This is a genomic window from Vreelandella venusta, from assembly GCF_044809155.1.
GTDB classification, from domain to species: domain Bacteria; phylum Pseudomonadota; class Gammaproteobacteria; order Pseudomonadales; family Halomonadaceae; genus Vreelandella; species Vreelandella venusta_B.
This window is the reverse complement of sequence record NZ_CP085241.1, coordinates 2,607,556-2,630,024: the sequence shown is the minus strand read 5'-3', so window position 1 is coordinate 2,630,024 and position 22,469 is coordinate 2,607,556. Positions and strand designations below refer to the sequence as shown.

At 54.8% G+C, this 22,469-nt stretch carries 21 protein-coding genes; 12 read left to right on the top strand and 9 right to left on the bottom strand.

The genetic code is table 11. The features are described 5' to 3' along the window. Window positions 1–105 precede the first annotated feature (105 nt). Window positions 106–1,089: a sulfurtransferase gene (locus LG301_RS12255; protein WP_404471438.1), complete on the top strand. Its 984-nt coding sequence runs from the start codon at window positions 106–108 to the stop codon at window positions 1,087–1,089. A gap of 70 nt (window positions 1,090–1,159) precedes the next feature. Next, the gene (locus LG301_RS12250; RefSeq protein ID WP_404471437.1) at window positions 1,160–1,798 is read left to right on the top strand and encodes a TetR/AcrR family transcriptional regulator; all 639 of its coding nucleotides are present in this window, start codon (window positions 1,160–1,162) and stop codon (window positions 1,796–1,798) included. 116 nt (window positions 1,799–1,914) lie between these two features. Here the strand turns inward: LG301_RS12250 and LG301_RS12245 are convergent, their stop codons facing one another. Further along, window positions 1,915–2,928: an isocitrate dehydrogenase gene (locus LG301_RS12245; RefSeq protein ID WP_404471436.1), complete on the bottom strand. Its 1,014-nt coding sequence runs from the start codon at window positions 2,926–2,928 to the stop codon at window positions 1,915–1,917. A 523-nt stretch (window positions 2,929–3,451) separates the two neighbouring features. On the opposite strand from LG301_RS12245, the gene LG301_RS12240 reads away from it, so the two are divergent. Then, a complete protein-coding gene (locus LG301_RS12240) occupies window positions 3,452–4,942 on the top strand; it encodes a SulP family inorganic anion transporter (protein WP_404471435.1) in 1,491 nt (496 codons plus the stop codon). A gap of 19 nt (window positions 4,943–4,961) precedes the next feature. Next, complete coding sequence (locus LG301_RS12235) at window positions 4,962–5,819, top strand: universal stress protein (protein WP_404471434.1); 858 nt, start codon at window positions 4,962–4,964, stop codon at window positions 5,817–5,819. A 104-nt stretch (window positions 5,820–5,923) separates the two neighbouring features. On the opposite strand, the gene LG301_RS12230 is transcribed toward LG301_RS12235, so the two are convergent. Genes LG301_RS12230 through crcB form a run of 3 tightly spaced genes read right to left on the bottom strand, consistent with a single transcriptional unit; the run spans window position 5,924 to window position 7,673 of the window. After that, window positions 5,924–6,883: an arsenic resistance protein gene (locus LG301_RS12230; protein ID WP_404471433.1), complete on the bottom strand. Its 960-nt coding sequence runs from the start codon at window positions 6,881–6,883 to the stop codon at window positions 5,924–5,926. Continuing rightward, the gene (locus LG301_RS12225; protein WP_404471432.1) at window positions 6,883–7,287 is read right to left on the bottom strand and encodes a fluoride efflux transporter FluC; all 405 of its coding nucleotides are present in this window, start codon (window positions 7,285–7,287) and stop codon (window positions 6,883–6,885) included. Before LG301_RS12225 ends, LG301_RS12230 begins: the two co-directional genes overlap by 1 nt. Further along, window positions 7,284–7,673 (bottom strand): fluoride efflux transporter CrcB, encoded by a 390-nt coding sequence (gene crcB / locus LG301_RS12220; RefSeq protein WP_404471431.1) that lies wholly within the window; start codon window positions 7,671–7,673, stop codon window positions 7,284–7,286. Before crcB ends, LG301_RS12225 begins: the two co-directional genes overlap by 4 nt. A gap of 177 nt (window positions 7,674–7,850) precedes the next feature. Here crcB and LG301_RS12215 point away from each other — a divergent pair, with 177 nt between their 5' ends. Next, entirely contained in the window at window positions 7,851–8,705 is an 855-nt protein-coding gene (locus tag LG301_RS12215) for a universal stress protein (protein ID WP_404471430.1), read from the top strand. A gap of 184 nt (window positions 8,706–8,889) precedes the next feature. Here the strand turns inward: LG301_RS12215 and LG301_RS12210 are convergent, their stop codons facing one another. Further along, a complete protein-coding gene (locus tag LG301_RS12210) occupies window positions 8,890–10,578 on the bottom strand; it encodes a 2-isopropylmalate synthase (protein ID WP_404471428.1) in 1,689 nt (562 codons plus the stop codon). Between the two features lie 217 nt (window positions 10,579–10,795). Between LG301_RS12210 and LG301_RS12205 the strand changes: the two genes are divergently transcribed. Next, complete coding sequence (locus tag LG301_RS12205; protein ID WP_263067754.1) at window positions 10,796–11,284, top strand: Lrp/AsnC family transcriptional regulator; 489 nt, start codon at window positions 10,796–10,798, stop codon at window positions 11,282–11,284. Window positions 11,285–11,352: 68 nt separating this feature from the next. After that, window positions 11,353–11,712, top strand: coding sequence for a RidA family protein (locus LG301_RS12200; protein ID WP_404471427.1), 360 nt, complete (start codon window positions 11,353–11,355; stop codon window positions 11,710–11,712). 26 nt (window positions 11,713–11,738) lie between these two features. Here LG301_RS12200 and LG301_RS12195 read toward each other — a convergent pair whose 3' ends face one another. The 4 genes from LG301_RS12195 to LG301_RS12180 form a co-directional block, all read right to left on the bottom strand. After that, window positions 11,739–12,602: a MurR/RpiR family transcriptional regulator gene (locus LG301_RS12195; RefSeq protein WP_263067757.1), complete on the bottom strand. Its 864-nt coding sequence runs from the start codon at window positions 12,600–12,602 to the stop codon at window positions 11,739–11,741. After that, the gene (locus LG301_RS12190; protein WP_404471426.1) at window positions 12,592–14,361 is read right to left on the bottom strand and encodes an EAL domain-containing protein; all 1,770 of its coding nucleotides are present in this window, start codon (window positions 14,359–14,361) and stop codon (window positions 12,592–12,594) included. Before LG301_RS12190 ends, LG301_RS12195 begins: the two co-directional genes overlap by 11 nt. After that, window positions 14,358–16,970, bottom strand: a complete 2,613-nt coding sequence (locus tag LG301_RS12185) for a GAF domain-containing protein (protein WP_404471424.1) — start codon at window positions 16,968–16,970, stop codon at window positions 14,358–14,360. The genes LG301_RS12190 and LG301_RS12185 overlap by 4 nt, the downstream gene beginning before the upstream one ends. 80 nt (window positions 16,971–17,050) lie before the next feature. Then, entirely contained in the window at window positions 17,051–18,406 is a 1,356-nt protein-coding gene (locus LG301_RS12180) for an aldehyde dehydrogenase family protein (protein ID WP_404471423.1), read from the bottom strand. A gap of 172 nt (window positions 18,407–18,578) precedes the next feature. Between LG301_RS12180 and LG301_RS12175 the strand changes: the two genes are divergently transcribed. The 5 genes from LG301_RS12175 to truD all read left to right on the top strand — a co-directional run bounded on the left by LG301_RS12175 (window position 18,579) and on the right by truD (window position 22,421). Then, on the top strand, window positions 18,579–19,727 hold the full coding sequence (locus LG301_RS12175) for a GNAT family N-acetyltransferase (protein ID WP_404471422.1): 1,149 nt from the start codon (window positions 18,579–18,581) through the stop codon (window positions 19,725–19,727). A gap of 112 nt (window positions 19,728–19,839) precedes the next feature. After that, window positions 19,840–20,193, top strand: coding sequence for a cell division protein FtsB (gene ftsB, locus LG301_RS12170; RefSeq protein WP_404471421.1), 354 nt, complete (start codon window positions 19,840–19,842; stop codon window positions 20,191–20,193). Beyond that, the gene (gene ispD, locus LG301_RS12165) at window positions 20,190–20,900 is read left to right on the top strand and encodes a 2-C-methyl-D-erythritol 4-phosphate cytidylyltransferase (protein WP_404471420.1); all 711 of its coding nucleotides are present in this window, start codon (window positions 20,190–20,192) and stop codon (window positions 20,898–20,900) included. Before ftsB ends, ispD begins: the two co-directional genes overlap by 4 nt. Beyond that, complete coding sequence (ispF, locus tag LG301_RS12160) at window positions 20,900–21,388, top strand: 2-C-methyl-D-erythritol 2,4-cyclodiphosphate synthase (protein ID WP_263067767.1); 489 nt, start codon at window positions 20,900–20,902, stop codon at window positions 21,386–21,388. The genes ispD and ispF overlap by 1 nt, the downstream gene beginning before the upstream one ends. Continuing rightward, a complete protein-coding gene (gene truD, locus LG301_RS12155; protein ID WP_404471419.1) occupies window positions 21,381–22,421 on the top strand; it encodes a tRNA pseudouridine(13) synthase TruD in 1,041 nt (346 codons plus the stop codon). The genes ispF and truD overlap by 8 nt, the downstream gene beginning before the upstream one ends. The last annotated feature ends 48 nt before the right edge of the window (window positions 22,422–22,469 follow it).

Sequence of the window (22,469 nt, the reverse complement as noted above, 5' to 3'; positions counted from 1 at the left end):
TATATAGCGCATCATGACAATACTGTACCAGTCGTTCTTTGGGTTTTTAAACGCAGGCAAACAGTCATGATGGCGCGATGCCATCACTTTCTGGGAGTAACAATCATGATGCAATCATTGTTGAAGTCGCCGCTGAAATGGGCAGTTGGCGCTCTGGGCGTATTCAGCCTAGCGACCCATGCCCACGCACTTGAGCTGACGCCGTTAGTGGATGCCCAGTGGTTGAATGAGCACCTTGATAACGAGGCGTTGGTGGTGATTGATGTGCGCTCATCGATCGATAACGGTGGCGATGAAGATAGTTTTATCAAGGCGCGCATACCGGGCAGCCGCTACACCAGCTATACCGATGACGGCTGGCGTGAAACCCGCGATAGCGTCGCGGGTTTAATGCCAGAGGTGAGCGAGCTTGAACGATTGATTGGCAGCCTGGGGGTGGCGAACGAGAGTGCCGTCGTGATCGTGCCCGCCGGTACAGGGGCGACTGACTTTGGCAGCGCGGCGCGGGTTTATTGGACGCTTAAAGTGCTTGGCCATGACGAGGTAGCTATTTTAAACGGCGGTTTTACAGGCTGGCAGCAGCAAGGGTTTGACGTCGCTAGCGGCGAGCCAGCGGGTTTTGAGCCAACTGAATTTACGGCAACGACGCTGCGTGAAGAATTAATTGCTTCCACTGAAGACGTTGAGGCCGCTCGTAGCACCCAGGCACAGCTAGTGGACGCGCGGCCAGCGGACTATTTCGCGGGCGACGTCAAGTCTCCTGCCGCGCGAGTAGCGGGTACGATACCGGGCGCACGCAGCCTTCCCCACCAAACGCACCTCAATAATCAAAACGGTGCTTACTACCTGGACACGGACGGCTTGCAGTCGCGTATCAATGCCGCTGATTTAGACAGTCGCGAGCGCACCATTGCGTTCTGCAATACAGGACACTGGGCCGCTACCGACTGGTTTGTACTCAGCGAAGTGGCCGGCTTTAGCAACATTGCGATGTACGATGGCTCAATGGCCGCGTGGACAATTAGCGATTCGCGCCCGGTGCAGTTTGCCCGAGAGGGAATAAGGCAAGTGCGGGAGCTGCTGAATTAATACGCCATAGTGATAATACGTCGCGCTCACTGCGGTGGGCGCAGCATCATTGAGGTGGCACAAGGAGGATATGATACATTACCCCGCTAACTTAAATGCCGGTGTTGAGGGTGTGAACATGCGTCTTGGTCGACCACTGCAACATGAACCCGAAGTAGCGCTGTCTGCCGCGATGCATGCGTTTTGGCGTTCAGGATATCACCATACGTCCATGCGCGATTTGCTGGACGCGATGCATATTTCACGAAGCAGTCTTTATCAAGCTTATGGAAATAAAGAAGCGCTATTTTTGCGTGTGCTTGCGCGTTATCGCGAAGCGCTGCTTGAGCGACTGGCTGAATCGCTAAGGCAAGAGGAGAGTGCGTGGGCATTTATTCAAAGCATGTTGGAGCGTACGGCACAGCAGGCACAAAGCGAGCAGGCGGCGCTGGGCTGTTTAATATTTAACTCGGCCACCGAGCTTGGCAATACAGGCACGGCGGTGTCGGATGCCGCTGTAGAGAGTGTTCAGGCGATTACTCAGTTTTTTGTCAACGTCGTGGAGCAAGCGCAGCAAGAGGGAGCCATTCCCGCCGCGCGCGATGCACACAGTTTGGCCTACTTCTTAACGCTCTCTATGTCAGGGCTACGGCTGCTGTTAAAAAGTGGCGCTAGCCAGCCACAAGCTGAACAGCAGGTGGCGCACATTTTACGCGGGCTTAGCTCGTAAGCAGAAGTTCTTAAGCAGGAGTGCGTAGGCTGGACGAGTAAGAAAGCATTGGCATTAGGTAAGCGGCTATTACCGCTATCAGCGTATTGCTGATAGCGGTGCTGCGGACGTTTCGCTTACGCTTTGATGTGTTCGACCAGCGCTTGGGCGAAGGTATCGGTAGTACCGGTGCCGCCCATGTCGGGGGTAACCATATCACGGCGGGTTTCCAGCACGGCGCGAATGCCCTGGCGAATAGCCTCGCCTTTTTCGTTCATACCCAAGTGGTCAAGCATTTGGGCGGCAGCGAGCAGCAGCGCGCAGGGGTTGGCAATTTTTTGGCCTGCAATATCCGGCGCTGAGCCGTGTACGGCTTCAAAAATTGCGGCCTTTTCGCCGATGTTAGCGCCAGGTGCTAAGCCCAAACCGCCTACTAGCCCAGCGCACAGGTCAGAAAGAATATCGCCAAACAGGTTAGTGGTGACCACTACATCAAACTGATGGGGGTTCATCACCAGCTGCATACAGGCGTTATCCACGATCATTTCCTGGAATTCGATCTCTGGATACTCTTTGGCAATTTCCCGCGCCACTTCTAAAAACAGCCCCGAGCTGGTTTTAATAATGTTGGCTTTATGAACGGCGGTGACTTTTTTACGGCCATTGGTTTTGGCTAGCTCAAAGGCATAACGCACGATGCGTTCAGAGCCTTGGCGAGTGACCTTAATGACTGAAATGCCGGTGTTGCCATCATCAATCATCTCTTGGCCATCAGAGAGGTAGGCACCTTCGGTATTTTCCCGCACGGTAATCATGTCGATATCGTCGTAACGCGACTTTGTGCCGGGGAAACTAATGGCGGGGCGCACGTTGGCGTAAAGGTCAAAATGGCGGCGCAGCTGCACGTTGATTGAGGAGAAGCCTTTGCCAATGGGCGTGGTCAGCGGGCCTTTCAAAGCAATGCCGTACGTCTCAATGGCATCCAGCGACTCTTGAGGAATCAGCGTGCCGTGCTTTTCAAGAGCGGCCAAGCCAGCATCAATAAATTTGTACTCTAGGCCGCACTCTAGGGCGTCCAGCACTTGCAGGGTCGCGTCCATAATTTCGGGACCAATGCCATCACCCTTAATCACTGCAATTGACTGGCTCATATACTGCTCCTCTAACGTAAAATCATTCGCCCAAACGCTGAGCATTGCTCTATCTATAAGGTGGCTTATGGTAAGCCATGCCAAGGTGATAGGTCATCCTGTGGCCGTCGTCTAAACGTCTAGGGTGACGGGTGCGGCGAGGATGCTTTACTGGTAGAATGCCGCGCTCAGGTGATGAGAAAGCACTAAACGTAACCGGTGCTCACCCGCCTGAATAATGATGATAGTCAGTCATAATGACAGAAAGAAGGTGTAACGTTTATGACCACTGCTATGGCAGCGATGGCTCTGCCTATACTAGGGCTGATGACTCCACCCTAGGTTTTCCCTCCTTATCAGCGCTGTAACGCTTTTCGCGTTATACCGGCGCTACGATATCCCGTTGCCGTTATTTGGCGACTGGCGCTTTTGCGTCTTCGATAGATAGCTCTTCTCCCAAGTTCGATTCAAAGCGCGTTCTTCGCTGCCATTGGTGCGGCTGTGGCGTGCAATGTCTTTAAACCTTTAACCATGGACTCCCTGAATGACCCTTTTCAGTAAGCAAGAGTGGTTTTCTAACATCAAGGGCGACACGCTCTCAGGTATTGTCGTCGCGTTGGCGTTAATTCCTGAAGCGATTGCCTTTTCTATTATTGCGGGCGTTGACCCGAAAGTAGGGCTTTATGCCTCATTCTGTATCGCGGTAGTCATTGCGTTTACCGGCGGTCGCCCCGGTATGATTTCCGCAGCGACCGGGGCGATGGCGCTGCTGATGGTTACCCTGGTAAAAGAGCACGGCCTTGAGTACCTGCTGGCGGCCACGTTGCTAACAGGGGTGCTGCAAATTATTGCCGGTTACTTAAGGCTTGCGGAGCTAATGCGCTTTGTGTCCCGGTCGGTGGTCACCGGTTTTGTCAACGCGCTGGCGATCCTGATTTTTATGGCTCAGCTGCCTGAGTTAACCAACGTGACCTGGCATGTTTACGCCATGACAGTGGCGGGCTTAGGCATTATTTATCTCTTCCCCTATTTGCCGGTGATTGGTAAATCAATTCCCTCTCCATTGGTATGTATTGTTGTTCTCACCGTTGTTTACATGGTCACCGGTATGGAGATTCGCAGCGTCGGCGATATGGGCGAGCTGCCCGATACGCTGCCTATGTTCTTGTGGCCAGACGTACCGCTCAACTTAGAAACGCTGATGATTATTTTCCCAACCGCGTTAATGCTGACGGTGGTGGGTCTGCTTGAGTCGATGATGACCGCCACAATTGTGGATGACTTAACCGATACACCCAGCGATAAAAACCGCGAGTGTAAAGGTCAGGGGATTGCCAATATTGGTTCAGGCTTGCTGGGCGGTATGGCAGGTTGCGCAATGATCGGTCAGTCGGTGATCAATATTAAGTCCGGTGGCCGCACGCGCCTTTCAGCATTAATTGCCGGCGTTGTGCTACTGATGATGGTGGTGTTTCTCTCTGATTGGGTGTCGCAAATCCCCATGGCGGCGCTGGTGGCGGTGATGATCATGGTCTCGATTGGAACCTTCAGCTGGGAGTCGATCCGCGATCTCAAAAAGCACCCCATGAGCACTAACGTAGTCATGATCGCCACGGTGATTGTGACAGTGGCAACGCACAACTTGGCCATTGGCGTGTTTGTGGGTGTGCTGCTGGCGGCCATGTTCTTTGCTAATAAAGTTGGCAATATTATGTACATCGGTTCGAAAGAAGTCGAACCCGGTAAAGAGCGTGAATACCAAGTGATTGGGCAAGTGTTCTTTGCTTCGTCTGAGCGTTTTATCGCGGCGTTCGATTTTAAAGAGAGCATTGATAAGGTCACGATCAATCTTTCTCGCGCCCACTTTTGGGATATTACCGCGGTACAGGCGCTTGACCGCGTGGTGATTAAGTTCCGCCGTGAGGGTACTGAGGTAGAACTGGTGGGCTTGAGCGAAGCCAGCGCCACCGTTGTTGACCGTTATGCAGTACACAACGACCCAGAAGCTGTTGAAAAATTGATGGGCGGCCACTAACCACCGCAAGGAGAGCGAAATGAGTGAACACGTATTTGCCGCAATTGATGGCTCCCAGTTTTCAGAAGGCGTATGTGATTACGCCGCTTGGGCAAGTTTGGCACTAAGCACTCCATTAAGCTTCGTGCACGTGGTGGATAACCACTCCCAAGTGCCCGACGAGCAAAACCTATCGGGTAACCTGCGCTTTGGTGCCCGTGAGCGCCTGATGAAAGAGCTTTCCGAGCTTGACGAGCAGCGCGCTAAGATAAACCGCGAGCAGGGAAAGTTCATGCTGGAAGCTGCCAAAGCACGGGCCGTGGAAGATGGGGTGAATGCCCCTATTACCCGCCAGCTTAATGGCACGCTGATTGAAACCCTGGTAGCGCTAGAAAAAGATATGCGCCTGCTGGTCGTAGGCAAGCGTGGCGAAACGGCCCACCAAGCCAGTGGCCACCTAGGTTCTAACCTTGAGCGTGTGGTGCGTGAAATGCATCGCCCAATACTGATGGTACCCAAAATCTTCAAGCGGCCTGAAAAAGCATTGATGGCGTTCGACGGCAGTAAAACTGCCCGTAAAGGGGTGGAAATGCTGGCGCGTTCGCCATTATTTGCGGGTACAGAATGCCATGTTCTGATCGTCGGTGCTGACACTGCAGAGCACCGCAGCGAACTTGAGTGGGCGCTGACGACGCTTCGTGACGCAGGCCACCAAGCCGAAGGTGCTATTCGTGCTGGCGATGTAGACGAGATGCTGCAAGCCTACGAAAAAGAGCATGCTATTGACCTGCTGGTAATGGGCGCCTACGGCCATTCACGCATTCGCCATTTGCTGGTGGGCAGCACTACCACCACCATGCTGCGCAATAGCCGGATCCCGGTGCTGATTTTGCGTTAATCCCGACACCTGCTGACGACTAAGAGTCAGCGCTTAACCATTAGCGCGCTTTTGCAATCGTTTACCCCGCAGCCGGCCCTCAACCATTTGAGTGAGCCGGCTTTTTAGTGGCTATCATCAGGCAGCAGCTTAGGCACCCAGCGTAAATACGCTACCATGCCAAATAGCTCTACTAAGGATTGAAAGACAATTACCACTACCGCAGCCTGCCATCCGCTTGGCAGGGCAAGCGCAATAGGTAGCATCACGAAAGAGTTACGCGTTCCAAAGCTAAAGACGAGGGTGCGAGCGCTTGTGGTAGGCAGTTTAAATAGCCTGCCCAGCAGTTTGCCTAGCATTGCCGCAACCACCAAATAGCCCGCAAAAATAAACACGACCTGCACCAGCACATGGGAAAGAGACAGCACGCTATTAACCTGTGTGGCGGCAATCACTAACACCACCAATGCCAGCAGAGGCACCGGCAGGTAGCCAAGCTGATGAGTGGTGCGTTCAATGGCGCGGTAACGCCGGGCGCCAAGCTCGGTTAGCCATGCCAACATCAAGGGCAGCAAAATAAGCCCTGCAAACGCACTGAGCAGGTTCGTGGAAAACGTTAGCTGAAACCACTCGCCGCCCAAAAACAGCCAGAGGTAAACGGGTAATGCAGCCATCTGTGCCAATAGCAACAGCGGCGTTGCCGCAATAGCGCGGGCGGCATCGCCTTTGCCTAGATGCGTAAAGGTAATAAACCAATCGGTGCAAGGCACTAGTAATACCAGTAGTACCCCGGCAAGCACCGGCGGGGAAAGCGGTAACCACAGCACCAAAAGCCATAATAAAGCGGGGATGACAACAAAGTTGCCTAAGAGCAGTGCCGTCATAAAACGCACATCAGCAACGCTTTGTTTAATATGCAGCAGCGGTATTTGGGTAAAGGTAGCGTAGAGCAACACACCAAGTAGCGGCCATAGCAACGGCTCAAGGGCGGTTATCCGTACGGGAGCTAAAACACCCAGCGCAAGCCCTAAACTAATAAACCCCAGGTAGAGCCAAGATTGATGCCTTTCGAGCTGATCGCGCATTAGGCGCCCGAATGCTTAGACGGGCGAGGAAACGCTAGGCGGCTACCTAAGTAAGCAGCCAGTAGCCAAAGTGGCAGGCTCATGGCCACATAAACCAGAGCGAGTCCCGCTTGGCCTTGGTTAACGAAGTGTAGGGTTTCGACGCTAAACAGTGAAAACGTGGTGAACCCACCGCAGAAACCCGCAACCAGCAGAGGCTGTAAGCGCGCTATTCTGCCAGCCGGGTGGTTGACCACGCTGGCAGCCAGCCAGCCAATCAACCATGACCCTAATACGTTAACTAGCAGCGTACCCCAGGGGAAATAACCGCCCAATGCCGCCATAGAGGCTAGCGAAACGCTATAGCGCAGCACGCTGCCAATGCCACTCCCAATCCCTACCGCAAGATATGCTTGCCAACTCATAGCACGCCTCCGGCGAGTGAGAAGCCCAGTGCTGCCATGGCCATGCCGAGCGCGAGGGTAGCGGTTATGTTCAGGCCAGCACGCAGCCACTGGCCGCGTTGCCACAGCGCAAGGGTTTGTAAACTGAACGAGGAAACCGTGGTATAGCCGCCCAGTAAGCCAATGACGGCCAATACCCAGAGCGCAGAAGGCGACGTATCAGATTGTCCGAGCTGGCCATAAAACCAGCCGACAATGAGCGCGCCGCTGGCATTGACCGCCAACGTGCCCCAGGGGAAATGGCTACCGTAACGGCTGGTTATCCAATTGGAAACAGCGAAACGCCCCATTCCCCCCAGTGCGCCACCTATCGCTACTAATAACACGCCGGTAAAGCCGTGCCCCATATTCGCCTCGTTAACTGGCTTGCTGAGAGGGGGCAAGTGTATCACGCTGTTTGCAGCGTTTTGGGTAGTACGCTTGGCATTGGCGAGAACGTGGACCGGTGTCACTGGTCGATAAGTTCGTGTAAAAAGATTGGGAATAACAATAACGTTGATGCACCCGCTCTAGGAGAAGCTTGTATGTCTGATTGTGTTCTTGCGGCCATTGATGGCTCGCAGTTTTCAGAAGGCGTCTGTGATTATGCGGCGTGGGCCGCGAAGGCCCTGGATGCACCGCTGCGCTTTATTCACACCGTGGATAACCACGCTCGCATTGCGGAGCCTGACCTGACCGGAAACGTAGGTTTAGGCACCCGGGAGCACCTGCTTGAAACATTGTCAGAGATCGAAGAGCAGCACGCTAAAGTGTCCCGCAAGCAGGGACGCTTGATGTTAGATGCTGCTAAGGCACGGGTTGCTGCGTTAGGCATTGAGGAGCCTGCATGCTTACAGCGCAACGGTACGATGGTAGAAACACTGGTAGAGAACGAAAAAGAAGTGCGTTTGCTAGTAGTCGGCAAGCGTGGCGAAACCGCTCATCAGGCAAGCGGCCATTTAGGTTCTAATCTGGAGCGCGTGGTGCGTGAAATGCACCGCCCAATCTTGATGGTGCCTAAAACGTTTACGCAGCCACAAAACGTGATGATGGCCTTTGATGGTAGTAAAACTGCCCGCAAAGGTGTGGAGATGCTGGCAAAAAGCCCGCTGTTTGAAGGAGCCACCTGCCACGTGGTGATTGTAGGCGCTGAAACCGCCGAACATCGTTCGCAGCTTGCGTGGGCCACCGAAACCCTTGAAGTAGCGGGCCATTCGGCCAAAGGGGCTATCCGTGCTGGCGAGGTAGAAGAGACCCTCCGCGCCTACAAGCAGGAGGAGAGTATTGATTTGCTGGTGATGGGCGCCTACGGTCACTCGCGTATTCGCCACCTGCTGGTGGGCAGCACCACCACCCAAATGCTGCGTAATGCCCAGGTGCCGGTGCTGATTCTGCGCTGACGCCAAGAGGAGGCTTAGATGAATCACCCTGAGGTGGACATTCCCGCAATCCGGCATTGATCAGGAGAGCTTTGGCGAGTGCGTGACGTGCGGCGAGTGGAGTGGTGCCAAACGCCTCACGTCAAACCCAGTGGTGCTGAAGTGTACGAATGCGCGGAGTAACGCGCACGTTTGCAAACGTTATCTAGGCTTCCTGCGTGGCACTTTCACGCTGGGACTGAGTAGCCGATGGGTAAACCGAATTAATACCTGATAACAGCGCCTTTAGCGAAGCGCTTACGGTATCGCTATCCTCTGCTACAGCGCATACCCGCTGGCCGTCGATGTTGAGCTGCACAAAGGCAATGGCGTTGGCTTCGCTGCTGCCACCCAAGGAGTGCTCGCTGTAGTCAATAATCGCCACGTGGCTTCCTGAGTGTTTTTTCCATGCATCGGTGAACGATGACATAGCGCCATTGCCCGTGCCGGAAAGCCGCAGCGTTTCGGTTCCCTGCCAAAGCGTAATGTCGATGCCCTCGTGCTGCCCTTTGGAAAGCTGATAGTCAGCCAGTGCAAGCGGGGTCTCGACAGCAAAGTGATCAAACATTACCTGGCGGATAATAGCGCTGGAAAGCTCGCTATTGCGCCGTTCGCTCTCTTGCTGCACGTAGGGTGCTAGCGCGAGCATCATCCAGCGGGGCAGGTTAATGCCGTAATCCCGCTCCAGCAGAAACGCCATGCCGCCTTTGCCCGACTGGCTGTTCACCCGAATAACGGCTTGGTAGTCGCGGCCAATATCGTGAGGGTCAATGGGCAGGTAGGCCACTTGCCACGGCTCGTCGGGCTTTTGGTGTTTGAGCGATTTGCGGATCGCGTCCTGGTGGCTGCCAGAAAAGGCGGTGTAGACCATTTCGCCAACCCAAGGGTGGCGGGGATGTACGGTAATGCCGGTGCACTCATGCACGACCTGGACAATTTCATCGGGGTTCGAGAGATCAAGCTCGGGGTCGATGCCTTGGCTATAGAGATTCATCGCTAGCGTGACGATATCCATATTGCCAGTGCGTTCGCCGTTACCCAGCAGCGTGCCTTCAACCCGATCCGCACCGGCTAACAACGCAAGCTCCGCAGAAGCCACCGCACCGCCCCGGTCGTTGTGGGTGTGTACGGAAACAATCACGCTGTCGCGGCGGCTAATATGCTGGCAGAAGTACTCAATCTGATCCGCGTGATGGTGCGGCCCTGCTACTTCTACCGTGGTGGGCAGATTCAGAATGCACTTGTTGTCGGGCGTTGGCTGCCAGACATCCATCACGGCTTCGCAAATAGCGAGCGAGAAGTCGATTTCAGTGCTGGAAAAGCTCTCCGGCGAGTATTGGAAGCGCCAGTCAACATCTGGATACTGCTCGGCATAGGTTTTTACCCAGGTAGCGCCCTGCACGGCGATATCGGTAATGCCGGCGCGGTCCATCTCGAACACCCGCTCGCGCTGGATGGTAGAGGTGGAGTTGTATAGGTGAATGATGGCGCGCTTGACGCCCACCAGCGAAGCAAAGGTTTTCTCGATCAGGTGTTCACGGCACTGCACCAGCACGGCAATGGTAACGTCGTCGGGAATTTGATCCTCTTCGATCAGCCAGCGTACAAAGTCATAGTCGGGCTGACTCGCCGAGGGAAAGCCAACCATCACCTCTTTAATGCCTACCTTGATGATCTGGTGCCAAAAACGCTGCTTTTGCTCAACGGTCATCGGCTCAAGTAGCGCCTGGTTGCCGTCGCGAAGGTCTTCGCTAACCCAAATCGGCGCCTGGGTAAGGTCGCGGTCGGGCCATTGGCGATTAAATGCGGGAACACGAGGGGCGGGGCGATACTTGCGATGATCAAAAGCGGGCATGGTGAACTTCCTGTTAGTCAGCGTTGTTAAGAGCGGCCGCTTGTGGCATTGGCCGCATGTTGTGGTGCCTAGATAAAGCACCGCTTGGCGCTGCTTTTGGCAGTAAAACCAGTTTATGCGAATCTCGGCGAAAGGTTATTGCTAATATAGGGTTTTTTGGTCAATATTGAGCAATTAATGTCGTTAATAGTGTTTGTGTTGGCAGGAGTTGCTTTTTATGCCGGTGATGCCGCTGGAGCTTGACCGTTTTGATCGCCGCATTCTGAATGTGCTTCAGCAAGAGGGGCGCATCAGTAATCAGGAGCTTGCGGAGCGCATTGGCCTCTCTCCATCGCCCTGCTTGCGCCGCGTGCGCGCGTTGGAAGAGCATGGGTTAATTACCCAGTATCGTGCCGATGTGGATGCGCGTCAGTTGGGGTATCAGCTCATGGTGCTGCTGCACATCTCCATGGATAAACATACCCCCGAGCGCTTTGATAACTTCGAGCGCCATATTCGCCAAATCCCCAATGTGATCGAATGCTTGATCATTACCGGCCAGGCCGCTGATTTTCAGCTCAAGATACTAGTGCGGGATATGGATGATTATCAGCACCTTTTACTTCACGTGATTAATCGTATTGAAGGGGTGACCGGCGCCCACACAAGCTTTGTGTTGCGGCGCGTATTTGAACATCGCCCGGTGCCCACGGAACACTCGCGATGATGAGGGCGTAGGCAATCGCGTAATAGCGGTTTACACTGCCTTTTTTGGAATGCTTAGGAGATTATCCCATGACAATTCAGCGCCATGATACAAAAGCACGTATGAGCCGCGCCGTGATCCATCAGGGAGTGGCCTATTTATGTGGCCAAGTCACAGGCCCTGAAGCGCGTAATGAAGGCATTACAGCGCAAACCGAAAGCATGTTGGCCCGGGTGGATGCGCTGCTTAAAGAGATTGGTTCCAGCCGAGAGCAACTGTTAAGCGCGACGATTTATCTTAAAGATGGCAGCGATTTTGCTGCGATGAACGACGTGTGGGATGCCTGGGTGCCGGAAGGCTATGCACCGGCACGCACCTGCGTATGCGCGCCGCTACCCGCTGATGAGCTAAAAGTAGAAATTACGGTTACTGCAGCTGTTAGCGACTAACACAGCTTTTTAAGGCGGCCTGCCGATTATTTGCTTGCTTTCTCAATAGGAAAGCGAGTGTCGCGTAGGCTGTCTTTAATCTTCTTTAAGTGGGGTAGAAAGTCTTCTCCACGCCTCAGAGTAACGCCGGTTGCCAGCGCATCAATGAGGGTCAGCTGAATCATCCGTGAGGTCATCGGCATGTAGTGATCGGTGTCCTCTGGTGTGGCCACTTCCAGAGTGGCGGTGCACTCTTGTGAAAGCGGTGAGTTAGGAGCGGTAATGCCCAGCACTACGGCGCCTGCTTCGCGAGCTACCCTAGCAATATCGACCAGCTCCCGCGTACGGCCGGTGTAGGAAATAACCACCACTACATCGCCGGTATGGCAGGCGGCGGCTACCATACGTTGCATTAATACATCCACATAGGCCATGACCGGCAGGTTGAAGCGGAAAAATTTGTGCTGGGCGTCTTGCGCGACGGCACCAGAGGCGCCAAGGCCAAAAAAATGTATCTGCTTCGCCTGTGTGAGGTAGTCAACCATGCGCTCAATGGCCGCCATATCCACTTCCCGCTGAGCTTCATCTAAAGCGGCGATAGTGGCGCCAAAAATCTTATGCGTGTATTGGGTTGCGGAGTCACCAGGCTCTACTGCCCGGGTAACATAGGGCGTTCCGCCTGCTAGGCTTTGGGCAAGCTTGATTTTAAAATCTGGGAAACCTTTCGCACCAAAGTTGCGACAAAACCGGTTGACCGTAGGCTCGCTGACGCTGGCCGCTTGGGCGAGGCTGGCTATGCTCAGGCTGGTCGCGGCCGCGGGGTCTTCAAGAATCACGTTGGCGACTTTGCGTTCCGAGCGGTTCAACTCTTCCAGACGTTGGCGTATTCGGTCAATCAGATCATGTGCCATTGATGGACTCCATGTCGGTGGCCGGGTGCCGGCGAGGTGACCACGCCTTGCACCAGGTAACAAATTCGTTAGCGGCGAGTGGGCGGGCATAGTAATACCCTTGTGCCGCTTCGCAGCCAATTGAGCGCAGGTAGTCTGCCTGCACGGCGGTTTCTATGCCTTCTGCAACGACATCGCAGCCGACAGCATGGGCTAGCTGGGTGATAGTGAGCGCTAACTGGCGGTCGACAGCGTCCCCTTCCAGGTCCATGACGAAGGCGCGATCAATTTTTAACGTTTTAAACGGCAGCGTTTTTACATAGGCCAGCGATGAGTGGCCTGTGCCGAAATCGTCAATGGCGACGTCGATATTGGCCTCTGCCAGCTGCATAAGCTGCGCGCGGGCATTGTGCATGTCGCTCATTATGCCCGACTCCGTCACTTCTAGGGCGAAAAAACGCTGCGGAATGGCTTGCTCGGCGAGCCGAGCGAGCAGCTGTTCAGCAAAATCTTTCCGCGCAAGTTGGCGGGCAGCGACGTTGACGGCGATGTGAAAATCGTCGTTTAGAAGGCTTTGCTCACGCCATGCCACGATATGTCTCATGGCTTCATTGAGCACCCATTCGCCAATGGCAAGGATATCACCGCTGGCTTCGGCCAGCGGGATAAAGTCGGCAGGCGATACCTGACCCAGCTCAGGATGGTGCCAGCGGAGCAGCGCTTCGGCGCCTATGATGCGCTGTGTGGTTAACGAGAGTTTAGGCTGAAACGCGAGGGACATCTCGCCGCGCTCGGTGGCACCGCGTATTGCTTGCTGCAAGTGCAGACGGTGTCTCTGCTTGGTTTCTAACGTTTCGTTATAGCATTGAATCTGCAGGGTACCGCTTTGCGGAAGCGCAAGGGCGGCCATGTGTACAAGGCGTGCCATTTCAAAGTGTGATTCGGCACGGCTGATGCCAATACGGGCGCTAAGGGGGAGTAGTAAATCCCCCAGCGCTTGATCCTGATCGAAACAGCCCAGTAGCGTTGCCGCTAGTTTACGCAGCTCATCGAGCTCGGCACTATCGGCAATCACTAAAAGCTCGCTGCCCCCCCATAGTCCTAAGGCGCAATTCGCCGTTAACCGAGCCGACAGCTGACGAGCAATATGCCCCATGAGCTGGTCGGCAACGTCGTAGCCATGTAGCCGTATCACGTCGTCTAGGTGGTCCAGGGCAATAAACAGTAGCCCGGTGCCGTTGCCCGCCATTGCCGCTTTGCGCAGCATTTCGCTTAAAGCTCGCCGATTGGCAAGCTGAGTTATCGGGTCCGTGCGGGACTGGCGCTCAAGTTCCTGGGTGCGTTTAGTCACCATGCGCTCTAAGTTTTCGGCCTGCTGATCACGCACTTGGTAACGGTGTTCGACGCTCAAGGCATTACGAATACGCTGTAAGACTTCATCGTGCTTAAACGGCTTGGTCACAAAATCGCGTATGCCAAGATTAAGAGCCCGTTGGCGCGTCTCGTCATCGATCTGTGCCGTCAGCACGATAACCGGTGGGGCATTGTGAGCAAAATGGTTCTGTAGCTGGTGGATGACCGCATAGCCGTCTAAATACGGCATGCGAATATCCAGCAGGATTAAGTCGGGCAGCTGTTGCTGACAGTAGGCAAGTACCTGGCGAGGATCGCTGATGCCGTGTGTGTTGGCGAAACCGTGATCATCTAGCAGGTCGAGGAGAAGCTCGACGTTAATACTGTTGTCATCGACTACTAGTAAATGTTTTTGCAGGAAGTTCATGGCTCCTCCTTGAGCGTCACCGCAAGAAACCGTTTAAGCGTTGCGGTTAATTTTTCAATCTCAATGGGCTTCGTGAGGTAGTCGGCGAAACCGGCGGCTAAGCCATATTTTAGATCGCGGGCCATGGCGTTGGCGGATAGCGCCACCACGTTGATGTGCTGCAGCTGAGGATCTTGCTGCATGGCGCTGAGCGCCTGGTAGCCATTCATGCCCGGTAAATGAATATCCATGAGCACTAAATCCGGCGGGGAGTGGCGCATAATTTCCAGCCCCAGCTCTGCGCTGGTAACGGTTTGCAGCTGGATTTGTTGAAAGTCCTCGATGATATCTTCCATCAGCCGCTGGTTAGTGGGGTTGTCTTCGATATAGAGCAGCGTGTAAGTGGAAGAACTGCTGTCGATTGTTCCATTGCCGTGGGCAGCCGAAACGTGAGCAGGTTGCACTGCCTGATCGGTAATGGGCAGCGTGAACCAAAAGCAAGACCCCTTGCCTGGCTGGCTCTTAAAGCCAATGTGTCCGTCCATGCGCTCCACAAGCTGTTTGGTAATGGCTAAGCCAATGCCGGTACCTTGGATGGTGCTGTACTCGGCATCCAGCCGGTTGAACGGCTCAAACAGTTCGTGCTGGCGCTCCACTGCAATGCCGCAGCCGGTATCGGTAATGCTAATACGCAGCGCATTGCCATCCTGTTCAGCGTCAATCGTAATCGCACCATCAACACAGTTGTATTTAATGGCGTTGGAGAGCAGGTTAAGTAGAATTTGTTTGGTACGTGTGTAGTCGGCAATTACCTGCCAGGAGCAGGAAAACGGTGCTCGGGTTAAGGTAATGCCGGCGGCGTCAATGTTCGCTTCTAACGTGCTGCAGGCATCATCCAGGACGTTAACGATAAGGAGCGGTTCGAGGGAGAGCGGTGTCAAGCCTGCTTCTATTTTGGCTAGGTCGAGCACATCATTAATCAAGCTTAATAAATGTTGGCCGCTTTTCTCAATTTGGCCGACCTGGCGCTGCTGTTTATCGCTCAGCGGATCGCGGCGCCCTTTAGCTAGTAACTGTGCAAAACCAATAATGGCGTTGAGCGGGGTACGCAGCTCATGGCTCATTGAGGAGAGAAACTCACTCTTGGCTTTATTGGCTTGCTCTGCCTGATCCCGGGCGGTTGCTAAATCCCGGGTGACCTGTTCGCGCTCGGCCATTTGCCGATACAGATTAATCAGTAGGGCGCAGGTGTCGGTAAACGGCTGGAGCCACTCCAACAGCGCCTGATTTAGGGGCTGCTTGCTGTTGGCAATGGCAAACATGCCAATTAAGCGTTCGCCGCTGAAAATGGGTGCGCCTAGATAGTTGGTCAAGCGGGGATGGCCGGGGGGAAACCCGCCGCGCTTTACATGGCCATACACGTCGTCCGTTATGATGACTTCTCCGTGTGCAAACACACGGCCCAGCAGCGAGTTGGGGTTGGTCAGCGTCATATCACCGCTGCGCAGCTGCCCCATCAAATGGCGCGACTCCGGGTTCCAGGAAAGGTCGGTAATCGCATGAATTTTAAGCGCGTTGGTGGTGTCGGTGGGCAGCACTTCGCCAATCAACGCGTAGTCGCTGTCGGTAAGTTCGCGCAGCGCTTCCATTAAGAATGTCCACAGCCGCTCGCCAGACATTAGCGCTTGGTAATCCGTAATACCCTGATGGAGCACCTTTAATAGGCTTTGCTCTTTTTGTATGCGCTGCGTGGCGTCATGGACGCTGCTTAAATCGGTCAAGATACCTAGAAATTCAGCAATGTCGCCGTGCTCGTTATGGATAGCATTGACGGCTAAATGCACCGGAATGGCATGGCCCTGTTTATGCTGCGCCTCCACTTCGCGTCCCCGGCCAATCACCTTAGGTGCGCCACCGGCTAAGAAATTGCTAATAAAGCCGTCGTGCCGTGCGCTAATAGCGGCAGGGGTCAGCATGGCAACATTGTGGCCAATGACTTCGTGGTGGTCATATCCCAGCATGGTGAGCGCAAAGGGGTTAATGCTTAATACCTTGCCGACTCGGTCGATACGAATAATGCCGGTGGCGCTCTCATTAAACAGCGCTTCATAGCGTCGGGTGGTTTGCGCCAGGGAGCGGCGCATTTGATGGTGGCGCAACAGCTCTTCAACTTGGCCCGCGAGGCTTTTTAACAGGTGGCGGTCTCGCTGACTAAAAGCGCGTGGCTTTCTATCCATTAAGCACAGCGTGCCAATGGGTAAACCCTCACTAGGGCACAAAGGGTGCCCCGCATAAAAGCGTATTTGAGTGGCGTCTTCTACCAGTGGGTTATCGGCAAAGCGCGCATCATTCAGTGCGTTTTCAATCACTAACGGTGCGTTTTGAGCGACAGCATGGGCGCAAAATGAAATCTCACGGCGAGTTTCACAAGCGTCTAGCCCGCTATGGGATTTAAACCACTGGCGCTCTTTATCTACTAGGGAAACCAGTGCAATAGGCACGTCAAAAAGATCGCGGGCAAGCTGCGTAATGCGCTCAAACGCTTCATCTATGGGAGTATCAAGCACATGGAGCGCATGCAAAGCCGTCAGGCGCTGCGTTTCGTTATCAGGTAGATCGGCGGCTTGCATAGTGATTCCAAAAATATAATGAAGATACGGTTCCGCCTTAGCATTATCGGGGATTTATCCGTTAGCTTTAACAATTATCGTTAACCAAGCCTGAGTAACTTCATCAACCAGCGACGATAGGGTGGCCTAATAAGCCGGCTAGAGGGTCGTTTGGCTTGATAAAAAAGGCCACGCAGGTGACTAAAGCGTTCAAAACCATGACGCCCGTGGTAAGCCCCCATGCCGCTTTCGCCTACGCCGCCAAAAGGTAACGAAGAAACCGCGTGATGAAGCAGCGTTTCATTAAATACCAGCGCCCCAGAGCGGGTGTGGTGGCGCAACCTTAGCTGGAGTGCTTTATCGTCTGTAAATGCGTAAAGCGCCAGTGGGTGAGGGCGAGCATTCACATAGGCGATGGCATCATCGATGGTTTTAACGCCAATGACGGGCAGGCAGCGGCCAAAGATCTCCTCGCGCATCATCGCTAAGTCTTTGGTGGGGTCAATAATCAGCACGGGCGCATGGGGGCCTGCATCAATAATGCGACAGCCGTGGTCGCGGGCTTCTTCCAGCAGGTCATCAAGGCGCTGTTGATGGCGCTCGTTAATTGCAGAAGTGGCTTCTTTATCGTTGGGTCGCTGCTGGGCGATGGCTTGGCTTAGCGCTTTAATTAAAGTGTCCAGACTGCGGCTTTCTACCAAAACATAGTCGGGTGCGATGCAGGTTTGCCCGGCATTCATGCCTTTGCCAAACACAATGGCGGCGGCGGCGCGCTCGAGATCAGCGTCCGCGGCAACAATGGCGGGCGATTTACCGCCAAGTTCAAGAGTCACCGGCGTTAAGTTGGCAGCGGCTGAAAGGGCGACGCTTCTGCCTACCTGGGTGGAGCCCGTAAAGAGGAGGTGGTCGAACGGCAGGGCGCTGAACGCTTCTGCTACCTCTACACCGCCTTCAATGACGCTCAACTCCTCTTCAGTAAAGTACTGAGGTATCAACTGGGCCAGCAGTGCACTGGTATGCGGTGTATGTTCGCTGGGCTTAAGCATAACCACGTTGCCTGCGGCAAAGGCATCGATAACCGGCATGATGGCCAAGCTCCAGGGGTAGTTCCACGGCGCCATCACCCCGACGATACCCAGTGGCTGAGGCACAATGCGTGCTTTAGCGGGCAGTAGCCGCCAAGGCATGCTTGCCCGCTTAGGTCGCATCCAGTGCCAAAGCCGCAGACGGGTGTAGCTAATGGCGTGTAGGACGCTACTGATTTCTGCGAGGCGAATTTCGGCGTCGCTGCGTTTGCCAAAATCGGCCTGAATGGCGCGCACAATGTCGTGCTGGTGGCGCTTAGTCATACGGGCTAAACGCGCCAACCGTTCACGGCGAACGCTAAGGGTAGGGAAGGGGTCCTGTTCAACGGCATGCTGCTGAGCGTGGAATACACCGGTTAGATCGCGTTTCATGGCCTCTCCTTGATAAACGCACGATGAGATACGCCATAGCAAAAATAAATAAGAGATCGCGTAGTCATCGTCGTTGAGCGCTATGGGTAATGGTAGAGTGTTGGCGTAAACACTGTCGGTTGTTTTGCGTTTTGACTGCCGGCTGTTTTAGCCGACGCCCTTGAGGGACGCCATGCCAGCACGCTCGTTATCATTCGCTATTCTACCCGCCATTGAGGCTGTCGCGGCAAGTCAGTGGGACGCGCTGGTGGGTAACGAACAGCCATTTCTTCGCCACGCTTTTTTGCAAGCCCTAGAGGGCAGCGGCTCGGTGAGCAGCGCAACCGGGTGGGAGCCGTGTCATTTAAGCGTTTGGCAGGCTGACCGGCTCGTGGGGGCGCTCCCCATGTACCGCAAGCATCACTCTTACGGTGAATATGTCTTTGACTGGGGATGGGCTGAAGCGTTAGAGCGTGCCGGAGGGCACTACTACCCTAAAGCGCTAAGCGCTATCCCTTTTACGCCGGTGCCGGGGCCGCGCAGCTTGGTTGCCGGAGATGTGAATGCCGATGCAGTACGCGAGCAGTTGGCGTCGGCCTGGCAAGCCCAATGTGAAGAGTATGGGCTTTCAAGCTGGCACCTGCTGTTTGCCGAAGAGCAGGAAGTGGCTGCTTGGCAGCGTCAGTTTCCAGGGTTGATGGCTAGAGAAGGGGTGCAGTTTCAATGGCGTGACCGGGGATTTAATGACTTTGATGGTTTCCTGGCGAGCCTTACCTCTAAGCGCCGCAAAATGATCAAACGAGAACGCCGCTTGGTGGCAGAGCAAGGGTTTACCATGCGGCGCTTAGAAGGGCGCGCTATTACCCAAGACGCCATGACGCATTTTTATCGCTGCTACACCATTACCTATCACGAGCGCGGCAGGCCCCCTTATTTAAACCAAGACTTTTTTGAGCGCTTGCGCCATACCATGCCTGAAGCGCTGGTGCTGGTGCAGGCACTATTGGATGGACAGCCGGTAGCCGCAGCGCTCTGCTTTCGAAGTGAAACAGCGCTTTATGGCCGCTACTGGGGGAGCGAAGTAGTGGCTGACTGCCTGCACTTTGAAGCCTGTTACTACCAGGGCATTGAGTACTGCTTGGCGAATGGCTTAACGCTGTTTGACCCAGGAACCCAGGGCGAGCATAAGCTGGTGCGTGGTTTTGCCCCTCAGCGCGTGCGTTCGCTGCACTATATAGCGCACCCGGGGCTAGCCGCCGGCGTGGCTCAGTTTTGTCAGCAGGAAGCCGCGCATATCAAGGCTTACCGTCAGGCCGCAGCGCAGGCGCTGCCGTTTAAGTAATGGTTGGGACAACCCTGTCTTAATCTGCTATTAAGCGCTTGGTATGCTCGCTGGGCAGCCCCCCTTAATGGCATAATGCGCGGCGTTTAGGCCGTCAAAAAGGAACTCGGTGATGCATAAATGGCTCGTGGTTGCCCTACTTGCCGTGCTGGGGCTGCTCCAATACCAGCTGTGGCTAGGTAACGGCGGCTGGCAGGATCTTCAGCAGGTAGAAGAGCGCGTTGCCGTGCAAGAAGCGGCCAATGTTCCCCTGCGCGATCGCAATGCTCGGCTAGCGGCTGAAGTCACCGATCTGAAAACCGGCCTGGATGCTATTGAGGAGCGTGCGCGCAGCGACATGGGCATGGTACGCAGCGACGAGCAGTTTTTCTGGGTGCCCGGTGTGGCCATTGAAGCTGAGTTGATCGGTCTTAATGCCGGCTTAGTGGCGCAGCCATCCCTGGCGGATGAAGAGGGAGGCCAATGAATCGCTCACTCTGGCTAATTGTGCCGGCCGCGGGGCAGGGTAAGCGTATGGGCGCCGATAAGCCTAAGCAGTACCTTACCATTGCCGAAAAAACCATACTGGCACATACCCTTCATCGTCTGCACGCCGCTTTTCCTGAAGCACAGCTAGTGCTCTGCTTAAACAGCAATGACCCATGGTTTGACCCAGCGTGTGTGCCGTTCAAGCAGTGGCAGCGGGTTAGCGGTGGTGCCGAGCGTATGAACAGTGTATTGAATGCATTGCGGGTAATACCGGCCAACCCCAGCGACCTCGTCATGGTGCATGACGTAGCGCGACCCTGTATCACCAGCGCTGATTTGCATGCACTTTATCAGGCCGCTAGTGAGCATCCTGACGGCGCGCTACTGGCGATGCCGGTGGCCGACACCATGAAGCGTGCCAATGCAGCGCAGCGCAGCATGACTACCGAGCCACGTGACGGATTATGGCACGCGTTAACACCACAAAGCTTTCGCTATGAGCTGCTACGCACCGCCCTTGAGCATGCCGTTGAAACGCGCTGTGTGGTCACCGATGAAGCCTCCGCCGTCGAGGCGTTGGGTAAAACGCCACAATTAGTCAGCGGGCGGCGCGATAATCTAAAAGTTACCCATCCTGATGATCTTCACCTTGCTAACGCGATTATGGCGTCGCAAGCGGCCTGTGTGGCTGAAAGGAGCGTTTAATGCGAATTGGTCATGGATTCGATGTACACCGTTTTGGGCCTGGCGACCACCTAATGATTGGGGGCGTAAAGCTACCCTTTGAGCAGGGGTTTGTGGCCCACTCCGATGGCGATGTGTTGCTACATACGGTGAGCGACGCGCTGCTGGGGGCCTGCGCATTAGGCGATATTGGCCGCCATTTCCCCGATACCGACCCCACCTGGGAGGGTGCCGATAGCCGTGACTTACTGCGCCGCGTGGTGCATCTTGTGCGTGAGCAGGGCTTTGGTGTGGTTAACTTGGATGCCACGCTGATGGCCCAGGCCCCCAAAATGGCACCGCATATTGATGCCATGCGGAGGGTGATTGCTGAAGATCTAGGCGTGGACGTAGGGCAAGTAAATGTAAAAGCCACCACCACCGAACGGCTAGGCTTTACCGGACGCGGTGAGGGAATTGCCGCTGAAGCCGTGGTGTTAGTCGAACGGTTAGAGGCATTGAATGCTTAATTTATCGCCCTGGCAGCGCTTGCTGGATTGCCATTTGGGGGCGCCTAAGCCGGGTCATTACCGCGCCCAGCCAGAGGATTTTATTGTCGACGAGCAGCTCGACTTTACCCCTGAAGGCCATGGGGAGCACCTGTGGTTGCGGCTTGAAAAGCGGCATCAAACCACGTTAGATGTGGTTAAAAGCGTTAGTCGGCTATGCAGTGTCACGCCTAGAGACATCGGCTACTCCGGTATGAAAGACCGTATTGCGGTCACTCGGCAATGGATAAGCGTTCACTTACCCGGGCGAGAGGCGCCGGCGGAACTCTCGGCAGCGCTGGATGCCTTGGGTATTAAGGTGTTGGAGCAGGTGCGCCACCCCAGAAAGCTTAAACGCGGTGTTCATCGCACCAACCACTTTACGCTGATGTTGAGCGGTGAAGCGGTACAGGCCGATGATTTCGAGCAGCGGTGGCAAGCGCTGTGTGCCGACGGAGTGGCAAACTACTTTGGGCCCCAGCGTTTTGGCCCCGGTGGGCGTAACTTACAGCGTGCACAAGCGCTGCTTGCCAAGGGCTGGCGCAAACGTGATGACCGCCAAGGGATGATGCTTTCAACCGCGCGCAGTTTCTTGTTTAACGAGTTATTAAGTGCCCGGGTAATTGATGGCACGTGGTGCCAGCCCCTATCCGGCGATACGCTAATGCTTGACGGCACCCAAAGCGTGTTTAGTGTAGATGAGGTTGATGATAGCTTAGTCGCACGCTCGAGAGCGCTGGATATTCACCCAACCGGCGTACTGTGGGGTGTCGGCGAAAGCGCACAGCAGCAGAGAGCCGCGTATGAGTCACGGCTCTTGGCGCAACACCCCAAGCTATGTGAAGGCTTGGAAAAAAGCGGCGTTAAGCGTTCCCAGCGAGCGTTGCGGGTTAGGCTGCTGGCGCCTCAGCTGCGTAGAGAGCAAGACGCGGCAGTGCTCTCCTTCGCACTGCCACGGGGTAGCTTTGCGACGGCAGTGGTCAGCGAGTTGATTGAACATCCTGATTTTGCGTAACGCATCATCCAGGGCAAAACTGAACACGGTTTATCTTAAGGAGACGCT